General features: G+C 57.5%; 20 protein-coding genes. 14 read left to right on the top strand and 6 right to left on the bottom strand.

All coding sequences use genetic code 11. The features are described from left to right. Positions 1-11 precede the first annotated feature (11 nt). Both HF690_RS00165 and HF690_RS00170 read left to right on the top strand, forming a co-directional pair. A complete protein-coding gene (locus HF690_RS00165; protein WP_168608044.1) occupies positions 12-1,910 on the top strand; it encodes a hypothetical protein in 1,899 nt (632 codons plus the stop codon). Then, entirely contained in the window at positions 1,907-3,640 is a 1,734-nt protein-coding gene (locus HF690_RS00170) for a hypothetical protein (protein WP_168608045.1), read from the top strand. The genes HF690_RS00165 and HF690_RS00170 overlap by 4 nt, the downstream gene beginning before the upstream one ends. 398 nt (positions 3,641-4,038) lie before the next feature. Here HF690_RS00170 and HF690_RS15240 read toward each other — a convergent pair whose 3' ends face one another. Further along, positions 4,039-4,149, bottom strand: a complete 111-nt coding sequence (locus HF690_RS15240) for a hypothetical protein (protein ID WP_425495895.1) — start codon at positions 4,147-4,149, stop codon at positions 4,039-4,041. A gap of 121 nt (positions 4,150-4,270) precedes the next feature. Here HF690_RS15240 and HF690_RS00180 point away from each other — a divergent pair, with 121 nt between their 5' ends. After that, positions 4,271-6,322: a hypothetical protein gene (locus HF690_RS00180; protein ID WP_168608046.1), complete on the top strand. Its 2,052-nt coding sequence runs from the start codon at positions 4,271-4,273 to the stop codon at positions 6,320-6,322. 323 nt (positions 6,323-6,645) lie between these two features. Here HF690_RS00180 and HF690_RS15245 read toward each other — a convergent pair whose 3' ends face one another. From HF690_RS15245 to HF690_RS00190, 3 genes are read right to left on the bottom strand one after another with little or no spacing between them, the layout of a single operon-like run. Beyond that, positions 6,646-6,978, bottom strand: coding sequence for a ubiquitination-like system serine protease family protein (locus HF690_RS15245; RefSeq protein ID WP_425495890.1), 333 nt, complete (start codon positions 6,976-6,978; stop codon positions 6,646-6,648). Next, positions 6,975-8,381 (bottom strand): ThiF family adenylyltransferase, encoded by a 1,407-nt coding sequence (locus HF690_RS00185; RefSeq protein ID WP_168608047.1) that lies wholly within the window; start codon positions 8,379-8,381, stop codon positions 6,975-6,977. The genes HF690_RS15245 and HF690_RS00185 overlap by 4 nt, the downstream gene beginning before the upstream one ends. Beyond that, positions 8,378-9,499, bottom strand: coding sequence for a multiubiquitin domain-containing protein (locus HF690_RS00190; RefSeq protein ID WP_168608048.1), 1,122 nt, complete (start codon positions 9,497-9,499; stop codon positions 8,378-8,380). Before HF690_RS00190 ends, HF690_RS00185 begins: the two co-directional genes overlap by 4 nt. A gap of 158 nt (positions 9,500-9,657) precedes the next feature. Between HF690_RS00190 and HF690_RS00195 the strand changes: the two genes are divergently transcribed. The 5 genes from HF690_RS00195 to HF690_RS00215 all read left to right on the top strand — a co-directional run bounded on the left by HF690_RS00195 (position 9,658) and on the right by HF690_RS00215 (position 13,738). Continuing rightward, complete coding sequence (locus HF690_RS00195; protein ID WP_168608049.1) at positions 9,658-10,053, top strand: helix-turn-helix domain-containing protein; 396 nt, start codon at positions 9,658-9,660, stop codon at positions 10,051-10,053. Positions 10,054-10,055: 2 nt separating this feature from the next. Continuing rightward, a complete protein-coding gene (locus HF690_RS00200) occupies positions 10,056-11,006 on the top strand; it encodes an ImmA/IrrE family metallo-endopeptidase (protein ID WP_168608050.1) in 951 nt (316 codons plus the stop codon). An 82-nt stretch (positions 11,007-11,088) separates the two neighbouring features. After that, positions 11,089-11,691: an N-acetyltransferase gene (locus tag HF690_RS00205; protein ID WP_168608051.1), complete on the top strand. Its 603-nt coding sequence runs from the start codon at positions 11,089-11,091 to the stop codon at positions 11,689-11,691. A gap of 10 nt (positions 11,692-11,701) precedes the next feature. After that, a complete protein-coding gene (locus HF690_RS00210; RefSeq protein WP_168608052.1) occupies positions 11,702-12,661 on the top strand; it encodes an ImmA/IrrE family metallo-endopeptidase in 960 nt (319 codons plus the stop codon). A 6-nt stretch (positions 12,662-12,667) separates the two neighbouring features. Further along, complete coding sequence (locus tag HF690_RS00215) at positions 12,668-13,738, top strand: beta family protein (RefSeq protein ID WP_168608053.1); 1,071 nt, start codon at positions 12,668-12,670, stop codon at positions 13,736-13,738. On the opposite strand, the gene HF690_RS00220 is transcribed toward HF690_RS00215, so the two are convergent. Continuing rightward, the gene (locus tag HF690_RS00220) at positions 13,714-14,409 is read right to left on the bottom strand and encodes a sce7726 family protein (protein WP_168608054.1); all 696 of its coding nucleotides are present in this window, start codon (positions 14,407-14,409) and stop codon (positions 13,714-13,716) included. The two genes, HF690_RS00215 and HF690_RS00220, sit on opposite strands and share 25 nt — an antisense overlap. A 57-nt stretch (positions 14,410-14,466) precedes the next feature. Beyond that, entirely contained in the window at positions 14,467-15,549 is a 1,083-nt protein-coding gene (locus tag HF690_RS00225; protein WP_168608055.1) for a site-specific integrase, read from the bottom strand. 106 nt (positions 15,550-15,655) lie between these two features. On the opposite strand from HF690_RS00225, the gene HF690_RS00230 reads away from it, so the two are divergent. The 6 genes from HF690_RS00230 to HF690_RS00255 all read left to right on the top strand — a co-directional run bounded on the left by HF690_RS00230 (position 15,656) and on the right by HF690_RS00255 (position 22,068). Next, positions 15,656-16,576: a DNA-binding protein gene (locus HF690_RS00230; protein ID WP_168608056.1), complete on the top strand. Its 921-nt coding sequence runs from the start codon at positions 15,656-15,658 to the stop codon at positions 16,574-16,576. Between the two features lie 1,157 nt (positions 16,577-17,733). Beyond that, entirely contained in the window at positions 17,734-18,465 is a 732-nt protein-coding gene (locus HF690_RS00235; protein ID WP_168608057.1) for a thioesterase II family protein, read from the top strand. Between the two features lie 18 nt (positions 18,466-18,483). After that, a complete protein-coding gene (locus HF690_RS00240; RefSeq protein WP_168608058.1) occupies positions 18,484-20,382 on the top strand; it encodes a non-ribosomal peptide synthetase in 1,899 nt (632 codons plus the stop codon). A gap of 162 nt (positions 20,383-20,544) precedes the next feature. After that, entirely contained in the window at positions 20,545-20,751 is a 207-nt protein-coding gene (locus HF690_RS00245) for an MbtH family protein (protein WP_168608059.1), read from the top strand. Further along, complete coding sequence (locus HF690_RS00250; RefSeq protein ID WP_168608060.1) at positions 20,748-21,110, top strand: nuclear transport factor 2 family protein; 363 nt, start codon at positions 20,748-20,750, stop codon at positions 21,108-21,110. Before HF690_RS00245 ends, HF690_RS00250 begins: the two co-directional genes overlap by 4 nt. A 112-nt stretch (positions 21,111-21,222) precedes the next feature. Beyond that, positions 21,223-22,068: a branched-chain amino acid aminotransferase gene (locus HF690_RS00255; protein ID WP_168608499.1), complete on the top strand. Its 846-nt coding sequence runs from the start codon at positions 21,223-21,225 to the stop codon at positions 22,066-22,068. Positions 22,069-22,120 lie beyond the last annotated feature (52 nt).

A 22,120-nucleotide genomic window follows, 5' to 3' on the forward strand; every position in this document is an offset into this window, starting at 1 on the left:
GCCTCACCAACATGAGCGAATCAGAATCCAAGCTGGACGAGTTGGCCTGGCTGTCCTTGACAAAGCCGGACACGGCGAGCATTGAGGCTTTAGGGTTGGCCACTGACGATGTCGGCGAAATCTGTGACCTGTCAGACGGTCGGGTGTCTTTTCGCGATCCGGAATACGCTAAGGAGAGAGCAGTTCGACATATCCAACTTGCCGTGATTGCTCCCGCAGCCAAGACGCCGATCGCGATGTTCAAGGCATTGCAGCGGTGCTGGCTTGCCTCCGGGCCGGCGCGTGGGGACAACCTCTGTGGGCTCGCGTTGGCACAGCTCCATAACTCTGGCGAAATGGATGCCCTGCAAGCTGCGATCGAGGCGGTTCAGGAGGGAGGAGACGCGTTCACTGTTTCCAGAGGGCTATCAGTGAGCCTACCGTTCTTCGATGAAATCGACGTGCCCAACTTGCTGATCCTGGCTGGACTGGTGGGCCCGGAAGCGCTCCTTCACCACGCAGCAGGGGAATGGATGAAGGACCATCCCTCGTACCTCGACGAAATCATTGCCGGCTGCCTGGCCATTCGAAGCGAGGGATTGGCGCCGCTGCTGCGGACAGCGCTGATCCGGGGGACTTGCGTCAACAAGGGTTCATGGCTGGCGCGCATCCATGCGCTGGTGGCAGACAGCAATGAACTAGTTTCGCTGACGGCAGTCGAGGCCTTAGGCCTACTAGATTGGAGCGACGTCGAAATCGAGGAAACTGAGAAGGCTGTGGAAGTGATCCGCGCAGGTCTGCAGTCGAGCGTAGAACGTCGGCTTGCGACCGCAGTAGAAGCCGGCCTCAATCTAGTCAGCACCGCCCCCGGCCAACACGGATTGATCGACGAAATCGCCGCATTGGATCGGCCCTATGTGGTTCAGCAGATCGGGGATCATCTGGCTTACCGGGGCAAACATCTGGAAGTGCACCCGTGGTACCAGCAGAAGATCGAGCTGCTGGCCACCAAGTCCGGACAGGGCGAGGGCGCCTATCACGGGCTTGATCACATCCTGGCTGCCCGCTGCAAGTCATCGGACAAGTCCGCAAGCCTGCGGTGGCTGGACATGTGGGCAGCCGCGAACGCGAACGATACGCCGTCGCTTCCCCAGCGCTTTCCTGAGCTGTTCGAAGCTCTGGCACAGGACAATGAGGCGCTTGGGGCGTTGCTCGCCCGATGGCTCAAGCACGACGACATCGGCATCGTGAAGATGGCGAGAAGCGTACTCGACAATCTCGGTCTGCGCGAAAGAGGTAGTCTGGCATTCCCGGTATCCGTCCTCGACGGAATGTCTCAACCAAACCTGTTGCACCTGGTTCGTCGCACCCTGGCAAATGTTCTTCGCGAAGAACAGAGGATTTCCCTTGTCTGGTCGTTGACTCGCACGGATTCTGCGGAGTCTCGCACCTATCCGCTGGTGCGCGACGCGATGGTGAACTTTGTCGGCTATGACTATCCGACAGCAACCAGGGAATATCTGGAGGCTGTCGTGGCCAAGGAGGGACAAGCGCCAGCGGGGCAATTGGCGAAACAGATCCTCGAAGCAATGAAGAAATACTACGACGCGCTGGATGCGTTACCTTTGATCGAGGAACTGCGGCCGCTTTCCGAGGATCGCCATCGATTCGCAAAAGAGCATCACCGTCTGACGAACAAGGCGTTCGAGGAGGCCAGCAAGAATTCCATCATCCGCCAGATCGCCACCACGGTTCACCTCAAGGCAGGGCGCTCATCGTTCTCCATGCGGGACGGTGAAGTGGGTGAAAAGATGCATATGTCGTCCATGTCCCATTTCATGTCCCTGCCGCGCAGTGAGTCGATAGACAAGGTAGGCAGCGACCTGCAGCGCCTGCATTTCAACCTAGACAAGGATGGCGACGAGCAATGAAGCTGATTGTCAAGGAGTTCCTCAGTCAACTGAGGGAGTCCGGGGAGCTGGATCGCCTGCTTCCCGACTTGCTGTCGCGGATGAAGATCGTTCCTATTAGTCGTCCCCAGATCGGGGTGAGGCAGAACGGCGTGGACGTTGCGGCTGTTGGCAGGGACAAGGACGGCGTGAAGGCGCTCTTCCTGTTCGTGCTGAAAGTCGGCGACCTTGGGCGCCGGGACTGGGATGGCGGACTCAATGCCGTGCGGGCGACGTTGAATCAGGTGAAGGATTCCTACCTGCACAGCTTCGTTCGTCCGGAGCACCGGAGTTTACCTGTCAGGATCGTGGTTTGTTCCACCGGTGAGCTGAAGCAAGATGTGACGCAGGATTACAACGGTTATGTGGTCGACAACCAGACCGAACGTGTGAGCTACGAGTTCTGGTCAGGTGATGATCTTGCGGCTCTTATTGAGAAGCACCTTCTTGACGAATACGCGATCGACCCATCGGAGCGCGCGGATCTTCGCCGGGGCATCGCGCTGATCGGTTCCAGAGATTACGACCTACGACATGTATACAAGCTGCTGGATGCACTTCTGCTGGGAAGCCACGACGGCAGCGTGCGTACCACTACAGCACATCGAAAGAAGTTCATCCGCAAGCTTAGGACCGCGGCGCTGGTGTTAGAGATCATCTTCCGCTGGGCGAATGAGGAAGGAAATCTGCTAAACGCCTTCAAACTGGGAGAGCGATGCTGTCTATGGGCTTGGGAATTCATCCGGGTGCGCGAGCTGTTTAAATATCGGCCGGCAATGGCTTCGTTTTGGGACATCTACCAGATCCACGATCGCATCTGCAGGACCTACTATGACAAGGTAGGGCCGTACTTCATGGCTCGCGATGGAATTTCCGTCTACGCGGGCGAGAACGCGTTGGTAACGTGCAAAGTGTTCGAGCAGATCGGCGTGCTGGCCGAAATTGGGCTCGTGCAGCTTCAAAATTCTAGTGGAGGGGGCGGTGAAGTCGCCGCCGCAAACGCCGATGCAATCGCAAAGGTCCTGGTTTCGCTGGTCAAGAACAATCCCTCGTCCGGATCGCCACGTTATGACGAGAACGCGATCGATCTGTCGATGGCGTTCATGCTGCTTTTTGGGACGGGCAACAGCGAGGCTGCGAAGGCATGGCTGGATGAGCTTGCAAACCGTGTGTCCTACTGTCTCAGGACATCGAAATGTTTCCCGGTTTCCACGGATTCCTTCGATGACCTGGTTGCGTTGGAGATTGGGGAGCTAACGGAAGAGGAAGTCGGAAAATTGAAGGATCTGAGTACACTGGTGCCGACACTTATGTACTGGAGTGTCGTGTTTGAACATGACGCACTCTATCGCAAGTTGCAGAACATCCAAGGGAGTGCCTTTGATGGTATTTGCCTACAACTTTGGTATGCGGACGAAGCGACCGAGTCGTTCGTGTATCGTGAGTCTGCGCAGTACGAAAGCGGAACCACGGAAGCGCCCATTGTCTTTCCAGCGGATGTGGACGAGCTGATTGAGGGAGAAAAGAAGAAGCTGGATTCGAAAGCTATTGTCGGCCTGGACACATTTTCAGCCGTTCGCTACGGCATGTTTGTGATGGTGATGATGGCGTGCCGGCATTACAGAACGCCATTTCCTCCGCAATTCTGGATGTCGTTTATTGTTGCCCGCTTAGGAGTGCCTGCTTCCGATCAGAACGATACGACTTCATAGGATTACGATGGGCTTGGTATACCACCGTAAGCTTAAGGGTAAGGGCGACGTCTCCGGTAAGTCGCAATCACGCGCCACTGATCTCTGACGTGTTCAGCTGAGACGGGCGTGGCACCCATGAACCAGGCGTGGGCAATGAAAACCCTGTGCGTCTTGGATCCGAGACGATGCAGACGACTCAATTTCCGCCAGGGCCGCGTAATCAGACGGCCCGTTACCAGTGGGAAGGTGACGTGGTGATGACCGCAAAATTGTCGTCGAGTTCGATGGAAGTAATGCCTCGTGATTGAACCAAATAAGGCAGGGAAGGGCGATTAGCCGCTGTTATCGGTGGTAGGGGTCGGCCCGCATCCGTATCTAATAGCGGGTGCTCAGAGAGCGCCCGCTAATGATCAAGATCACAATAAATCGAGTGAGCTCGTGGCCTTCCGAATAGGCTGTTCCACGTGTGTGTAGATCATTGTTGTCTTCAAGCTCCTGTGACCTAGAAGCAACTGAATGGTGCGGATATCTACACCTGGCTACGGTATCCAACTTGGCCGGCGTGCAGAGCGGCAGATGATTTAAACCCGTTAGAGTAGACGCGGAGCTTGAGCGCAATGGCCGTGACAGGGAGACCAAACGGAAATCATGGTGAACCACACGAGTGACCAAAGCTATTTCTTTAACAAAGTCCTGATGGACGCGCAGGAAGCAGTAGGATCCGGATCCCTCGCAATACTCATCAAGGTTTTTGCCGATGGAGCTCGAAGTCGCCATGCCGACCCTGAGGGAAGTTTGGGATGGCAGTTCGCTCAGTTCATTGTAGGGGCGACCGGTGCCTCTGCAGCCCTGTCCCGGTATGAGCTGAACGAGACGGGTGATTGGCTTGCTTGGTCACTGACTGAGTCCATAGAGCAAGGATCTGAGCAGCAACTTCATGTCGGGCGGCTAGAAGCCTTTCTGGATCCTATGATTTATAGGTGGGCGCCGTTTGCCGACATCTATATGAGTTGGCTCTGCACCTTCTACTACTACGCCCGAAGCCGAGCTGCGATGCTGGAGATCGCCAAGGACATTCTTCCGGTAGCTCTTGGCGCCGTCCAAGTAATGTGGCGAGGCCATGTCAGTGAGATCTCGGCGCGTGCAGCTTGCAACATGCTTTCCTGGAGCGCGCAAGAGTTTCCCGAAGCAGCTTGGCGCATAGCCCCCCTCATCGAGACGGCTGCCCGCGACTCGCGAACGAATGGGCGTGCTCGGCTGCTTCTAGTCATGACACTCGCTGGGAAGTCTGGCGAGGTGGTCGGGATGGATTCCAAATTCTGGCGATCAATCGCTCTGAATGATCTATCCGCTTGGCATCGAGACCACGAGCGTCTTCAACTCCTAGTCGAAGAACTGAGTTCGCGTAACGATCAATCATTATTCGATGAAATTGCCCAAGAGATCGATAATTACCAAAGCTGGGTCAGCAGGCACGAGCCACACGAACTAGATGTGTATCGGGGATTGGATGCCCTCGCGCCCCTCGTAAAGGTGGCGTTGCACGCGTGCCTGTCCCGGCACCAAGGGCATAGAGTAGTAGAGCTCCTGGCGCACTGGTACCAAGTACCTATGGCTGAGATCTTCGAAGCCCAGGAGCTGTTGATCCAATGCCCCTTTTTCGATCGCGGATACCTATCTTTGGTTGGTTCAGAGTCGTTTCACGTACAAGGAGACCCGCAGGATCTCCTGGTGTCGCTTACGAAAGCGAGCAATCAATTCCTAGGTACATACACCAGCGTTACCGGAGCGGCCGCCGACGCACCTCACATCCCAGACCGCCCCGGAGTCGTCGATGAATCCGCTGGAGAACGTTTTGAGACACTGCTTGCGAAGACTTACGTGCCGGCGCACATTGCTTCGCAGGCTTGGTCGTTTTCCGGTCAGATTGTCGTCCCCAGCAAGGGACATCCCGTCCAAGCCATCCAACTCCGCCTCGGCGCCCCGTCAGCACCAATACTTTCCTCGCTGCGTAAGCCATACCCTGACCGCGAGGTTCGCCGTGTTGCGCTTTGGTCAGGCGCGGGGTCGATGACAGAAGAGATCGAGCGTGATGTGGTGGCGGGCGCCTTTCGGCGAGGTGGTGTCGAAGTTGAGGTGATTGCACCTGATGAAGCAAGTATCGAGGGCTTTCTTAACCTATACGAAGCCGATGACTTCGATGTCGTCTGGCTCATGTCACACGGTAACTTCGACCACTATTCACCAAAACGCGCAAGCTTGATAGTCGATGAGAGGGGCGGTGAGATCGGAATCCCGGAGCTACTGAAGCGTGCGCCGGTTGGAACGCAGCGACGGCTTTGCGTTCTCAACGTTTGTGACGGGGGCAGGTTCGAGGAGCTTGGTGTTTTGCCCCGTGTGGGCGTGGCACCGTCTGCCGCCTCAGCATCCCAAGCGACAATATCGCATCTGTGGCCGGTACATGGCATATCGGCCGCCGCATTCGGGGGTGTCCTCGCGGGACACCTTGTTTCGCGCGTGTCCTACTTTGAGGCATTCAAGCAGACGCTGAAGGACCTGGATGCGACCACGGCAGAGTTAGAACAGTCGCTACGTGACGCTGCTGGAGAAAATGCAGAGGAGCTCATTTGCCGGATTGAGCGCACTAATATCGATTTCACGAACATCGCCCACTGGGGCTCTGCCGTCTTCTACGGTTAAGCGGCCCCGATATGTTAGACGAGCCCAAGGCGCTCTCGTTGCAGAGGGTCTTGGCATGTGCCAAAAGGTGGGATTCAGATTGCTGGCGAGTGTCCGCTTCTGGCCTTGGTTTCAACCGATCAATGCAACAGTTTGTTGATATCGCTCTGCTAGCGTCTCGTAGCCTAACGTTTTCCTGGGCAGTTCGTTCAACTGTCGGGCTACGGCATCCAGCTTGGCCTGCAGCGTTTCCTGGTCAGACATCGCCACCCGGCAGTGCGTGCTTCCTCATGCAAAACCGGTAGGGCTCTAAGATTGTCAAGAAGGGAGAGGTGTTACGTACATCAGTCACACCAATGAATGCGTCCATGCTTTAACCAAAAATGCGATCGACAGCCACGTTGTAACCATATGGAGGGGTGCAGCGAGGGACGACCTGCCTCATCTACACGTAGATCCCACCGCGGCCTGACCTCGTGAATCAACATCAATTCAATGATCTGCCCGCAGCCACACGGGCAGCGCATACCCACACACCAATCGCCCTCTTTGTCGCGGGCGAGGATGACGTCACGGCGAGGCAAGATGGGCGGTAACGAGTCGCCCGTAACGATTTTGAGTCGGCGTGCAGGGAGTACGCGGTCGGTCAGCCACTGCCAACCTCGGAGCCATCTCATGCGACACCCGCTGACGTCGTTTGGGACAGAAAAGGAAGCCCCAGCAATGGTTCCTGGGAGCCCGTGCCGAGCAGATGCGCGTAGGCATGGGCGCCGAAGGTGTCTTCGGAAAAGTACTCCTCCTCGCAAGCGGCCAAGCTGAACAGAGTTCGCGCATAATGCTCGTTGGGTTCGTGGCGGAATGGGTACGCTCGCGCGATGAATTCATTCACGCAAGCCGAGGCCGCGCGCATATTCAAGCTGATGACTGCCGGCGCTTCTTCGATCGCACCTCGGATGTAGCCAGCATCAAGTTCCTGCTGGTGGGATTCCGGGGCGTGCTGTCGCAGGTACTCGGCGCGCAGGCTTTCCGGCGTGTAGACACCGCGGTCTCTGAGCGAGGAGCGTCCAGGCTGGACGTAGTCGATTCGGCCGCACACGTCCGCGATGGCGTTAGCCGTTCCAGTCAGGCGGGTGGGAATCACTACGCCCATATCGAACAGAGGCAGGAGATACACGGCGGCGATCATGTCAAGGATCTGTCGGGCTTCCAGGGAGTCCACGCAGCAGAACAGCACATCGCATTGACTGGCCGCGAGGATGGCTTCTCGGGTGAGAATCGAGAACGGAAGCGCCTCGGCGACACCAGGCCCGCGATAGCCTTCTACAGCTTCGACAAACATATCGGCCTTGGGCCGGCTTGTGGCTGCGTCGCTCGTACGAGAGTTGAGGATGCGGTTGAGATTCTTGAACTCGACAACATCGAAGTCGCAATGCTTTACTCGCCCAAAGCCAAGGCGATTAATTTGTTCGCTGGCTACCGAGCCCGTGCCCGATATCCCGATCACTATCGCCGTGAGGTGTCCCATCTCCGTCGTCATACCTTGGGTGAAGGCCATCGGGCGTTGGCTGGGTGCGCCATGGATCGCATCCTGCTCCCACCAGTACGCGATGTTGTGACCGGTCATCGTCACCAAGTCGATCGGTTGCGGCGACAGGTCCGGTCCGTACCAGCGAGCACGGACGGCACCGCTCTGAATCATGAGGGCGCTGCCATGGAATGCGCCATGGTTGGCAAGTGCACTGGCCATGAGCTGGCGATCGCTGCCATCGTCCACCGTTGAAAACGCAAACTGGCCGCCGGGATGCGAGTGAATGAAGACGAGCGTCAAGTCGTCGACTTCGGCACGCGCCAGCGCCTCTTCAACGTAAGCGCCGGGCCACGCGACGAAGTCGGGGCGACGCTCGCGGCACGCGTCGTAGGGGACCAGGAGCATGTCACGAACGAGCAAGCGGACACGCGGTCCGGCCGAACGGCTGCAGAGCAGGATCGCCGCCGCTTCGAGACCATCGCCCGGAAAGAGGTGGGTACGTAGTTGCTCGTGCTGGACACCGGCAAAGGCGAGAACTTGGGGACTGCTCATCCCTGGACCTCCTTAAGCAGGGAAGACTCCACCAAAGCAAGGTGGGTCGCTACGTTATCGGTTAGTGGATCCCATGCAGATCCCGGGCCACGATGGCGAGACCAACCGTTGAAGGTGTTGCCACGGATAAGGGCGGACACCTGAGTGCGCGGAATCGGCTGCCCAGTCCGCAGAGCCAACGCCGGATACGTGTAGAACATGTCGATCTGTGCACCGGGATAGGTGAGTGGGATTTCCAGGGCGAGTAATGTGCGTTCCGCTGTGAACCCGTGAGGCACAGGGTAGTCGTGGATTAGGAGCCAGCGACGGTCCCGATTGGCCGGAGCTCTCTCGACGTGCGTTTCCCAACGCAGTCCTAGGCCGTCAAGAAAGCGGACGTCAACCGGGAGCAGCGCGAACATGCGGAGAGGAGCTGTAGTCCCCTCTCCATTGTTCACTTCACGCGGGGTCAGGCGCAGCTTTTCGATGCCAGGAGTCCGCAGATCGATCACATCGTCCAGGCCGACCTCGCGCTTCGTTTGACCGTGGACACGCAACACGATGATCCAGAGCTTGGTGGCGTCAAAGCCCGCGTCCGTAATCGCCTGACGGACGGTGATGGTGGGGTGCGAGACGGTCAGCAGCACGCCTTGCACGTTGAGCTTCCAATGATGAATTCGCGTCATGAATTGCTCAATGCCCGGACAGTCGAGGTCGACCAGATCATGTGATCCAAGAAGGCGCTCCACGCCGTCAGGCAAGGTCTGATAGAGCACCTTGTCCTCCGGCACCTGGCCAAGCTTGCGCAGTTGTCGTCCCGAGATAATTCGGGCCGGCCATTCGTAGACCACGCCATTGACGTCGAACTTGTAGAGGCGGTCGCTCAGCACGATCACGAAGCGGTGCGAGGTCGTGGCCAAGTTCACAATTTCCGTCGGGCGCACGTCTTCCAGCTCTCCGTCCGCCAGGACTGCTAGGACGGTGGCCTCCTGGTCCGGCGTAAAGCCCGCTGCCTGGGCGAGTTGCGCCCCAGTGGGCGTGGTGGTGAACACCTGGACGTCGCGAAAGGCCAAGGTGAGATCGGCGACCTGGACGACCTGGTGGTCGGCGTTGGTGGTGCTGTTAGCTTCGGTGTTCATGTTGGGGTGGGCTCCGTACCGGCCCCATGCCGGGGCGCTTATTATATGACGCGTGCTAAGTTTGTAAAGCGCATAATGAGCATGCTTTGCGGATTTAGACTTCTCTGTTACCCTTCGAGGGTCCGAAGAGCCGTGCTACCGCGCGGCGGGTGGTTCGCATGACAGAGAAGAGAGATGCACGCGCGGCGTCGAATACGACGGCCGCTAATCCGCTTGGGGCCTATCTGCGCAAGGCGCGCCAGGACGTATCGATGACGCTGCGGGACGTGGAGGAAGCGACGAACAAGGAAGTGTCCAACGGCTATCTCAGTCAGCTTGAAAGCGGCAAGATCAGTAAGCCGTCGCCACATGTGCTGCACACGCTGTCCACTGTCCTCAACGTCGATTACGAGACGCTGATGCAGCGTGCCGGCTACATCCTGCCCGGTGCTGCACCACGCGCGGAAGGCGCTAAACATGGCCGCGCCGCGACGTTCGCGATCGACAACCTGACCTCAGACGAAGAAATGCAGTTGCTCGAATACTTGGCCTTTCTTCGCTCGAAGAAGAAATAGCCATGCCAAGGCCGGACGACTCGACACTCACGCCTAGTGAACTGGCCAAGGTTCGCAAGGAAGCGGAGCGAGCACTGCAGCAAGCCGGAGCCTTGGGCGTGCTACCCACGCCGATTGACGAGATCATGCGGGTGGCCCAGATCAGGGAGATCGAGGAAGACGTTCTCAATCCCTCCTTTGTGGCTAAGATCGTCGCCAAGGCCGAAAAAGCAGGGCAGGCGATCCGGCACGCGCTCTCCAAGGTGATGGGGCTGTTTCACGCCTCTGAAGGACTGATCTTCATCGATCGCACCTTGATGAAGGTGAAGCAGCGTTTCGTGCGATTGCACGAGTCCGCACACGGTTTCCTGCCGTGGCAGCGCCCGATGTACTCATTGGTTCAGGACGGCGAGAGCGCGCTTGATCCAGATACCGCTGACTTGTTTGATCGTGAGGCCAACACCTTCGCGTCCGAGGTGCTTTTTCAGCTCGACACCTTCCGCGATGAAGCCGAAGCGATGTCGTTTGACATCTGGACCCCAGTACGGCTGGCCAAGAAGTTTAATGCATCGAACTATGCGGCGATTCGGCAGTACGTCTCGAAGAATCACCGCACTTGCGCCGTTGTCGTGCTCAACATGCCTGAGCTTGATCCCATCGTTGGGTTCCGCGCCACATTGCGGCGCGTAGTGGGCTCGGAAAGTTTCCTGCAGTTGTTTGCCGGGCAGATATGGCCAGAGGTCTATACGCCAGACGATGATATCGGCCGGTTTGTACCCTTACACGGTCGACGTGCGTCCGGCAAACGTCAACTGGGGCTGACCGACGTCAACGGCCAACTGCACGATTGCATCGCCGAGTCGTTCAGTACCGGGCATCAGGTATTCGTACTCATCCATGTCACCAAGGCGCTTACGGCGAAGCGGATTATTCTCGGATCGAGCGCGGCTCAGGGCAGTCGCCAGGCGGACTGACGGTGTAGAACAACGCGGAGGTTGGCGGGTGGCAACGATTCTGGCGTCGTACGATGTTCCGAGTCCCGAACTGGGGCGATCCGTGAAGATCGACATCATCGAGGGGCTCGACGCCGTCCACCTCGATCATATCGAGCAAGTCTGGGCTCCCTTGATGAAGCGGCAGCGCAACAAGGCCATGCTTGAGTTCTTCACGCAGCTTACGGTAGAGGAGCAAACCGCGGAGGCCTTCGCCGCAATGCTGTGCCGCCTGGGTGTCCCTGACTTCCATTGGGATTGGCGGCGCAAGTGCACCATCGCCCCGGGCACGCAGCGCCAAGCGTATGGGCTTGTGAATTGTGACCAAGTGGAGGCGGCCATGATGCTCGCTGATGGGCATCAGACGCGACTGCGTACACCAAGCGAACCGCTGGTCTACGTCGATTTCCTGGCAACGGCCCCTTGGAATCGCAATGTCATTCAGCGACCCGCGCGCTTTCATGGCTTGGGCACGATGCTTCTGGGTGCCGCGGTCGAAGTTAGTCGCTTGCAAGGCATGGATGGACGATGCGGCCTCCACGCGCTGCCATCGGCCGAAGGGTTCTATCAGCGGGCCGGCATGCAAGATCTGGGCGCCGATCCGACATACATGAACCTACATTATTTTGAAATGGACGCAGCCATAGCTCACGCGTTCCTTGCTTGAGGAGGGCACCATGACGGCATTTACCTTAAGTCAACAATGGGTCTCGAAAGTCACGATGTCCGAGGAACCGGACATCCCGGTAGTCGGTGCGGCGCCTGTTACGCCCCCCACCCGAGATGAACTCCAGGTCATGCTGGACGAGCTGTCGCGCACAGAAACCGTGCGCGAAATGTCACGCCGAAAATGGATCCATCCGGCCGCCACACCACTGAAGAATCACGTGGCCGAACGCAGTCACGCCCTGATGAGCTTCCTGATGGGCCAGCACGAGGCGGCGCCAGCCTACGCGATGTTCAAGGGGAGACGTCCCAGTGCGGAGCAAACGCTGCTGGATGACTTTGCGACACGCGTATGGGTAGGGCATCTCACCCAGAAGGCACGCGATTGCCCGATGACAAAAGCGTTTCATCCGTCGAGCATTGATCGTCGCTTCCTTGCCTCGCTCGTCCAGCTAAGTTCCCGCGTCGATGGGCCGGCGCGCGCACTCGATGCCGTGCGGGAGCTGGGGATTTGCGTGATCCTGGAAAGCGGTCTTCCAGGTATGTCGGTCGATGGGGCGTCGTTTCACGTCGCGGGTGCGCCTCCCGTCGTGGCGCTGACAGTTCGGCATGATCGACTGGACAATTTCTGGTTCACCCTGTTTCACGAACTCGGGCACATCGCGCTCCATCTCGGCGACCCCAGCGACGACATCTTCGTCGATGCTGAAGAAGATAATGAGAGCGACGCGGTCGAGGCAGAAGCGGAAGCCAACGCATTTGCCAAAGATTCTTTGATACCGCGAAACATCTGGTTGCGTAGTGAAGCCTATCGGCTAGGTAGCGAGGCAAGCGTGGTGGCGCTCGCCCGGCAATTGGGCATACATCCGGCGATTGTGGCGGGGCGCATCCGCTACGAACGGCGGGATTTTCGAATCTTCAACGACCTCATTGGTCGCGCGCTGGTTCGCGAAGTCATCTTTGGAGTTTGAGCCTACATGTACACGCCGATCCTACGAAATCGACTTAGTGAGATGCTGGCTTTTCGCGGACTAGCACCCGATGTGCGCGAGCAAATGGTGCCGCTCTTTGATGTCGCAGCACCGACGAAGAGTGCCGATCAAGCCGCTGCGGAAAAATATGTAGCCACCAACATGATCCGAACCGAGAAAGCCGCCAATGGCCTACAGTGGGCCTTCGTCGATTCCAGTGAGCTGAACCCCGATTTCCGCTTAAACGGCGGAGTGCATCCCCTGATGGCTATTGCTGCGGCCACGACGAGAGGCGGCGCCATAGCGGTGCCCGTGACGGGGCTGCATCGCGATCAAGCGCATCACGACGCCGCCAAAGCCATCTTGTCACCAGACGCTCCCTGGCTCTGCGTACGATTGGACGCAACAGACGTAAGCACGGCGACCATGTCTTTACGCACTATCAAGGAACTTCTGGCCGAGTTTGGGCTGGTCACGAACCGAACATTGTTGCTTCTGGATCTGCAGGGCTTGCATGGCCTCGACGTTCACGCGGCCGCCGCGCCCGTCATCCGCTTATTAACGTTGCTTCGCGCCGATGTCTGGGCCGCCGTTATCGTCGGCGGCTACGGTGTGCCGGAACAGCTGTCGACGGCGGTCACCCCCAACAGTCAAGGCTATCTGCCGCGTATCGAGCAGGATGTCTACTTACAAATCCGGGCGCAGGCGGCAGGGCTGACGTTCTGGTTTGCCGACTACACCATGTTGCCGCCGTCCGTCGTCGAGCTGGATTGGCGCTTGGTTAGTCGCGTGATGGCGCCCAAGGCGCTGTATGCGCTAGACAATGCGTGGCTGGTAGTGCGTGGAGGTGCCTTCGCCAGTCACCCATTAGGCTACGATCAATACCACACCATCGCTTCCGAAATCGTCGCGCTGGACGAATTCTCGGGCCCCGATTTCAGTCCCGGGGACCAATACATCGCCGACCGTGTAGCTAGCACGAGTAAACCCGGCAGTCCCTCAACTTGGATCACGGCGTGCGTTAGCCACCACTTGTCACTCACCGCGCGCGCTCATGCGACCGCGCGTTCGGTGTGAATGGGCACAGTGCGCCAGTCGCTGCGATCACGAAGCTTGTTCAAGCTAGCGTGTCGCAGTGCCTCGACGTCGATTTGCTTGCACAGTTCCGTCCGAATGGCGCGTTTTGTGGCACGCGGTTTGGTGGTCGTTCCCAATAGCTCCTGTGTCAGTGCGTCGATTTCTTCACGCCATAGCAGTGACAAGAGCGCCTCGATATCAAGGTCAGGGTTTGGGCGAGGTCGTCGTTCGAAGCGATATTCGAATCCCCCGTCACCATGCATCGCCACTACGAGGCCCCACCAGGTTGGGATCAGAGGGCGTGCTTTGTCTACCAATGACTCGTCCACCAGCAGGATTACACGGTCAAAGCATTTAGAATAGGCGAGGGCCTGATGGGGCAAGCGGGACACATCGTCCTTGGGGCCTTTGATTTCGATCCCGATCAGCCGATCGGCGATGACGGCCAGATCGACCCGTGCCTTACCTAGGCAAACCCCCATTTCTTCCACCAACATCGCAGGATTGCGACTCCGCACGAGGCGGTGAACTTCAGTCTTCGCGAAGTCGCGAAGAAACTGCTCAGTGATTTCCTCATGTTGCCCCTTCTGCTGAGGAGCATTGTGGCTAGCGGGATAGCAGGAATGAGAGGTCATCATCGCGTCGGAAGCAATCGATTTTGGCGAAGTCATGTATTACACCCTACGTGTTGGAACCGTGCGACATGGCCACAGTGCAAACTGCCAAGACTAGTCCTTCAGCAAGCGCGCGGCCGGGTTGTCTTCAGCTTGCCCAGATTGGAAGTACCCGATCACGCTCGCCACGGAGCGGTGTTCAGTCATCGCCATCACCGCCGGCAACGGCACGCCTTGCTTGCCCGCCTCGGTGACGAAGCCGGAGCGCAGGCTGTGCGCCCCAAAATCCCCCTCCAGCCCGGCCAGGACGGCCCGTCGCTTGACGATGGTCGCCACTGAGCCCGGGAGCAGGGCAGGGCCCACCCGATTCTTCCATATCCGCCGGAAGATTGCCCCCTCGCGGATTCCGGCCGCCTCCAGCCAGGCGGAGAGTGCCTCCGCACTGCGCCCCAGGATCGGCTTGTCCGGAGTGGAATCGGCCTTCACTCCCGCTTGCTGCGTCTTCGAATACTCCAGTCGATAGATGTAGCCGTCCTCTCCGCTCTTCCTCAGGTCGCGCATGTCCGCGGCTGCGATCTCACTGCGTCGGCGCCCGCCGCTGGCGAAGCCAAAGCAGAGCAGGGCGCGGTCGCGCAGACCTTCCAAGGAGTCGTCGCAGGTCTTAAGCATGGCCTCGAGTTCGCAGCGCGTGATGGCGGTCTTCTTGGCCGGACGTTCGCCACGTTTCACCGCCGATCGTCGCGCTCGGCTCAGCAGCGTGCGCACACTGGGCAATTCGCAAGGATTGTCGAGCCGCTTCAGCTTATGTGCCGTCGACAGCACGGCCACGCGCTGAGTCACCGTCGAGAGCTTGAACGCTCCGAGCTTGGCCTTGAGGCCCGAAGCGACGAGAGCCTGGTCGACGGCCGGCGGCAACTCGCTGACCAGACCTGCCTTGTTCTTGCGTTGAATGTGATCGACCAGGAACTGGATCACCACGGCCTCGCTGACCGGAAGTGTCATCTCGATGCCGAAGCGGGCTTGGTGCCAGCCGGCCCAGTAGCGCAGGGCAGCGGCGTAGCTGCGCGTGGTGTTGGCCGCAGCCGCCTCGGCCAGTAGTTCGCGCACCGCGTCGGCGGCCTGTTGCGCCAAGTGCTCCGGCAGCTCAAGCCCGGAGGCCGGCGTGGCGGAGACGGGGAGGGCTTTCATCTGCTTCATAATATGTAATGTATACTACGAAATAGGACGTTTACTAGCGATAATCATCACTTATCGCGAGTAGATATTGACCTAGGGCAGGGCGCCAATCAAGGAGACCAGATACATGCCTCGAGGCATCACACAAGACCAGGTCAACGATGCCGCGGACTCGATCCTAAGCAAAGGAGAGAATCCGACCGTAGAAAAGGTTCGTGCCGAACTCGGCACCGGCTCGCCGAATACGATCACACGCATGCTCAATACATGGCGACGCGTGCTGGGTGAGCGGTTGCAGCAGTTGACCACCCTGCCTGAATTGCCTGCGCCTGTGGGGCAGGCGATGATCGAACTTTGGCGGTTGGCCACCGAACATGCAGAACAAGCGATCGCGGAGCGCTTTGCGAACGAACGAACTCAACTTGAGAGCACCCAAGCGGAGCTGGCTCTGGAACGTGAGTCATGGCAAGAGCGATTGAAGACTGCAGAAGCAGATGTTGAGAAAGCTAAGACCGCCCAGTCCTCGGCTGAGCAAGCTCGCGCATCCCTCGAGAAGCAACTATCGGACAGCCATGCCGTACGAGCTGACCTGGTTCAGCAAAGGGACCGGCTTCAAGATCTTTGTGATCAGCAGGCGCAACAAATCAAGGAATTGCAGAAGCAACTCGATGAGCAGCAAAAGGAGCTTCGGGAAGACAGAGCGCAACAGGAGATACACCTCCGCAACATAGAGGATCGTGCGCACCAAGAGACAGATCGTGCTCGACAAGAAAGCAAACAGTGGCAGCGGCGCTTCGAGCTAGCAGAGCGCGCTCATCGTGATGCCATTGCGGATCTTCAAGAACAGCGTGATCAACTGCATGAACGGCTTCAGTCAGCCGAACATGAGCTAGCACGTTGTACGGGCCAAATCGCAGGACTGGAGAAAGCTCTCTCGAAGCGCCGGACTGCAGCAACGCGACGACCGAAAAGTAAGGCAGCGAGCAAGAAAGCTCCTGTGAAGGCGACTCGAAGCGATCAGAGGCCGCGTAGAAAGCCCGCGAAATGATTCCCAGGAGCTACCCGACGAGCTGCTTCTCCCAGTTCCCTTGATGTTGCTGTCATAACGGCGTCTGCCGCGCAGGTACTTGCGCCAGGAGCGGTGATCTTGGCCAATATTGCCGCAAGCTGTTTATGGAGCTGTTCTGGCTTCAGGTCGGGTAGATGTGGTCGGTGATCTGCCATATGCGCGCCTCAGCCGGTATGCTTGTCCTGATCGTATCAAGAGTCGCTACCACACCTGTGATGAAGAACTCCCGTCGCAGGCTGTTGTGTACATGAATGTACATTTGCGTGATGAAGAACTCCCGAACTCGCTCTCAAGCCGTTTTTGGGGCATTGCGACGGTGATGCAGAACTCCCGCTCATACCGCCTTGGCATGTCATTGCCCAACTTTGATGGGTGACACGATTAGTTGGGTGACACGTTTAACTGGCCGCTATCAAGCAAGAGTTTGTCGCGATTGTTGCTTTAAGAGACACGATCGCCCCGGGTAGCCCTCTATTGATCATGAGAAAGAGCTATTGCTGTCGATGAGTGACGCGATAAGGCGGAGTGACATCATTTAACGGGGTAGTGACACGATAAAGCGGGATGCGACATCATTGGCGCATATGTAACTTTCTACACGTCTCTACAGAATTTTACATAATATACATTATGCGCAATTAAATCCCAGGCTTCTGTGCCTGGTGGCGCGCAGTATGTTTTCCTTCGGTAGCCCAGCCACGGAGCTCGTTCGTCAGTCTTTCGATGAGAAGATCTCCATAGATAATTGATATGTCTAAATTAAGTGGAATTGAATGCATTCGCATGTGAAACGTACGACCACGTCCTTTTAAAACAGCCCTTGACATAGATGCGTCAAGAAGAGCAAGTTAATCCGCTGCTGCGACGGGCTCTTTTTAGTACAACCGGCCCGCATTCTGATACATGGTCGTCGTTTTCTTCATCGCTTGGACGACGCTGCGTATCGATCACTTGCATTGCTCATTCAGATGAGGCAGCGTAATTGGATGACATGACAGAAAGCTTCTGTTGCATGACTTTAAATTAAAAAAAAATCCGGAAAGGATTTGACTCGGAATCCAGAAAACACCATCACAAGCCGTATTTGAAGCGGCAGAAGGTGGGGATGGATAGAGTCCCGCTCGGGGGGAGCGAAGTTGGCACGACCGCTGAAACTTTTTTGTTTTCCGTTCGCTGGTGGCAGTGTGTGGACCTTTCGCGAACTCGCAGAGAAACTTGCGGGTCGTGTTGAAGTCCATCCCGTCGAGCTGCCCGGCCGCGGCCGCCGCCGCACCGAGCCCTGCATTAGCGCATGGCCGAGCTTGATCCAGAAACTTTCGGACGAACTCCGACCGCACACCACAGCCCCTTACGCCCTTTTGGGTTATAGCTTGGGTGCACTGATTGCGCTCGAGATTGCTCGTGAGCTCGTTGCGCGCCCTGAAGCTTCCCTACATGATCCGATCGCTTTTTTTGCTTGCGCCTCAAGGGGGCCGAGCATGCTTGAACACGCTGAACTCATGCATCGCATGGAAGACAAGGCGATGTTCGATGCCCTTCGAAAACTTGGGGGTATCCCGGACCAGGTTCTTGCGTCGCCGGAATTGATTGCACTATCGGCGCCCGCGATGCGCGCGGATTTGACGCTTTACGAAACCTACGTTCCGCGAAGTAAGCCATTGAACGGCATACCCTTGTATGCGTATTACGGCTGCAATGATACCAGTGTCGGGAACTCCTATCAGGCCTGGGCACATGAGACTGACGCCACCTTCGAATGTCGAGCATTCGAAGGTGGTCACATGTTCCTCGATAGCGAAGTAACCGAGTTGGCCAATGCGCTAGCCAGCGATCTGGCATGTCATATGAATCGACCCCTTATCGCGTAAGCGAAACAAGGTGCATGGATGAACGAAGGAATACAGATGACGGCTTCAAGAAACTCCGAAAGGGTGGCTTCCAGCAACTTTTCAAGCGTAGCCCGCAACGCCCTTTCCCCCTTCCCTGCGGCCACATCGATACCGCAAGCATTCAACAGTATTGTCGATCTTTTTCCAGACCGATGCGCATTGATCGACGGCGAACAATGCTGGACCTATGCGGAACTCGATGGTCTTGCCGATAGGGCTGCGGAAACACTTCAAGAAAGAGGTGTCTCACGTGGGCAAGGAGTCGGCCTTTACATGAACCGTTCCGTCGAAGCTGTGGTCGCGATGCTCGCGATTCTGAAGCTCGGCGCTGTTTATGTTCCCTTCGATCCCGCCGCACCGGATGAGCGCCTAGCAAGTCAGGCACGTAATGCGGGGATCGAAATCCTGACGTTTGCCCGTGAATGTGACTGTCCTTCATGGTTCGTAGGTGCGATGGTGCCGATCAGCGCCCGGTCAGATACCACTCCGGCACGCCTGCCTCGACTCGATATCCATCCGTCTGAATTGGCTTATGTCATTCATACGTCAGGTTCGACAAACGAGGCCAAGGGGGTATGTGTGACGCATCGCGCCATCATGGAACTAGTGACTGGCGCCGCGTACTGCAATTTCGTTTGCGACGATGTCGTCTATCACGGTATGTCCATCGCTTTTGACGGCTCAACGTTTGAGATATGGGGCGCCTTACTCAGCGGAGCCTGTCTCGTTGTCGCGCCGCATGGTATTTCGATTCAGGGCATCGTGGACCTCGTGGACAGACATGCCATCAGCGTCCTCTTGTTGAGTACTGGAATATTCAATGCATTGAGTCGGAATACTCTGCAGCGCCTGACTCGCGTGCGCGTGCTTCTGGCTGGCGGCGATGTGATGTCGCCCTACTCGGCCACTCAATTTCTGTCTGCCGGAGGGCGTGTGCTGGTGAACGGCTATGGCCCGACCGAAGTCACGACTTTCTCTCACTGCAAGACCATGATCCATGCACCTGATTCCGCGACGGCCATATCTATCGGCTCGCCCATTCATGGCACGGCTGCGTATGTACTCGATGAAAACGGCGAACCAGTTCCGGTGGGCGAAGAAGGCGAGCTCTTCATCGCCGGATCGGGGCTGGCGCGAGGATATCTTCGCGGTCCTTCGTTGACGGCGGAGCGGTTCCTTCCAGATCCCTTCGCCAAGGACGGTTCACGCATGTACCGCACAGGCGACCTTGTTCGACAGGCTGCGGATGGCTCGCTGGACTACATCGGTCGTATCGATACACAGGTAAAGATTCGCGGCTTCAGAGTGGAGTTGGGTGAAATCGAGGCATGCCTGTACAGCTTGGTCGAGCTTGAGGATGTCTGCGTCGTGCATCTCAGGAACGACGCCGGCACTTCCTCTCTCTATGCCTATGCGGTTCTCGAGCAAGGGCGCGAGCCGCTCGATGAGGAAGCGGTGCTTTCGCAATTGCGCAAGCAGCTTCCAGACTACATGCACCCCCGGCGGATTATCTTTGTCGACGAGCTTCCATTGACCATCAACGGCAAGGTCGACCGCCGTACATTGATCGAACGGGCCGTCGATCTTCGGGATTCCCCGCACTCGGAAGCCTGTTCAGCGGATGCGCTCGATGATCCGTTGGAGCATGCCCTCATGTGTGCGCTCGGCCAGCTTCTGGATCAGCCCTCGCTTGCTCGCACCGATAATTTCTTTGAAGCCGGCGGCGACTCGCTGTCGGCCATGCGCTTTTGTGCACAGGTCGCTGAAGAATATGGCGTCGACCTGCCTCTGGTGGTCCTTTTCGAGGCGGAATCGATTGAAGAGATTTTCGCACGCGTTCGGACTTTGAAAGACGAAAATCTCGTCGGCTCGAATGCCGAAAGAATCACAGCTTGACCTCAACAAAGCGGGACAACCCGGACTCGAATCGGCTTTCTGCTTGCGTCGGGTAACTACACGACTGCTTAAGCGCGTGGCGGAGGTACGGCTCATCCGCATGCGCAGGTCTGTCGCCCGAAAACGATCGGAGAGCGAATGCAATGGTTGAAGGAGTGATCCATGAAGGCTGTAACCAATGAACACTACCTCGTCGTTGTGAACGACGAACAGCAGTACTCGATATGGCGCAGTAACCGAGACGTTCCCCGTGGCTGGAAAAACGAGGGTTTCGAGGGCACGCGTGAAGCATGCCTGGCCCATATCGCTGAAGTGTGGACAGACATGCGTCCACTCAGTGTCCGTCGCCATATGGAGACCTGCCAATGAATGCTCTTCCCCAGCAATACCCGTGGTTCGAAAACATGTTCGATACGATCGACTCCGGTTCGTGGAAGGATCTGCCCCGCTTCTTCCATCCAAATGTGGTGTACGAACGCCCCGGATATCCGCCGATTGAAGGTCTAGATGCCCTGCTCGATTTCTATGGCCGCATTCGCATCATCGGCGAGGGCAAGCACACACTTGATGCCGCATTGCGAGAAACGGACCGTGCGATTTGCTGGGGCCACTTCAATGGTCGATCAAAAGACGGAAAGATCCTCGCCGAACGTTTTGCCGATGCCTATGAATTGAAGGACGGTCTGATCCGGAAGCGGACAACGTTTTTCTTCCGTGCGGCGATCTGAATGATGAACTGCTGCATTCACCGACGTGCGGTAAGACATACGCGTGATTGGGTTCGTCGTTAAACACATAATAAGGACAGGGGGCAATATGGATTCGGTATACGCAGACTCAATGTATTGGCACGACGGGGAGTGGTCAGCGGAACCTCGGGCCATACTGGGTTTGAGCAACAACAGTTTCTGGATGGGCAACAGCGTTTTTGATGGCGCGAGAGCTTATGAAGGTGTCATGCCGGATCTGGACAGGCACTGCGAAAGACTGTTGCGCTCGGCCAAGCACATGCTGATGCGTCCCACGATGGGCGCAAAGCATCTCAGCGCGATCTGCCGCGAAGGTGTCGCAAAGTTCGACCCGGAGGCAGAGCTCTACATCCGACCGATGTTTTATGCTCGAGGAGGCTTTCTCCTACCCGACCCCGACACCACCGAGTGCGCCGTGGTAATCCATCGCGTCGCGCTCCCGCGTGCCAGCTTCAGTGCGTGTTCCGCCCCATTTCGTCGCCCCTGTCCAGATATGGCACCTACGCAGGCCAAGGCCAGCTGTCTCTATCCGTTGAGTCAGCACGCTCTGCACTACGCGCATCAGAAAGGATTCGACAACGCTCTGTTGTGCAACGCCAACGGTGATGTTGTCGAATTCGCGACGTGCAACATCATGATCGTGAAAGGTTCGACGGTCTACACGCCTGAACCGGATGGCAGCTTTCTCGCAGGTATCACTCGGGCCCGCGTAATGGGCTTGCTCCGCGATGCCGGTATCGAGGTCATCGAATGTCGCATGCAGTGGCAGGACGTGCTGGATGCCGACGAGATCTTTAGCACCGGCAATTTTGGAAAGGTCCTGCCCGCGCATCGCGTCAATGATCGGCACTATGAGCACGGTCCAATAGCAAAACTCGCACATGAGTTGTACCGGACTTTTGCTCATGACATGTCACCTGCGGCCGCAACGGCCTGAGAATCGCTGAGCAGGCGTCATGTCTGCGATGCGATGGTCAACGAGAACCAAG

It is taken from the genome of Oleiagrimonas citrea (assembly GCF_012395255.1).
In the GTDB taxonomy this organism is placed as follows: domain Bacteria; phylum Pseudomonadota; class Gammaproteobacteria; order Xanthomonadales; family Rhodanobacteraceae; genus Oleiagrimonas; species Oleiagrimonas citrea.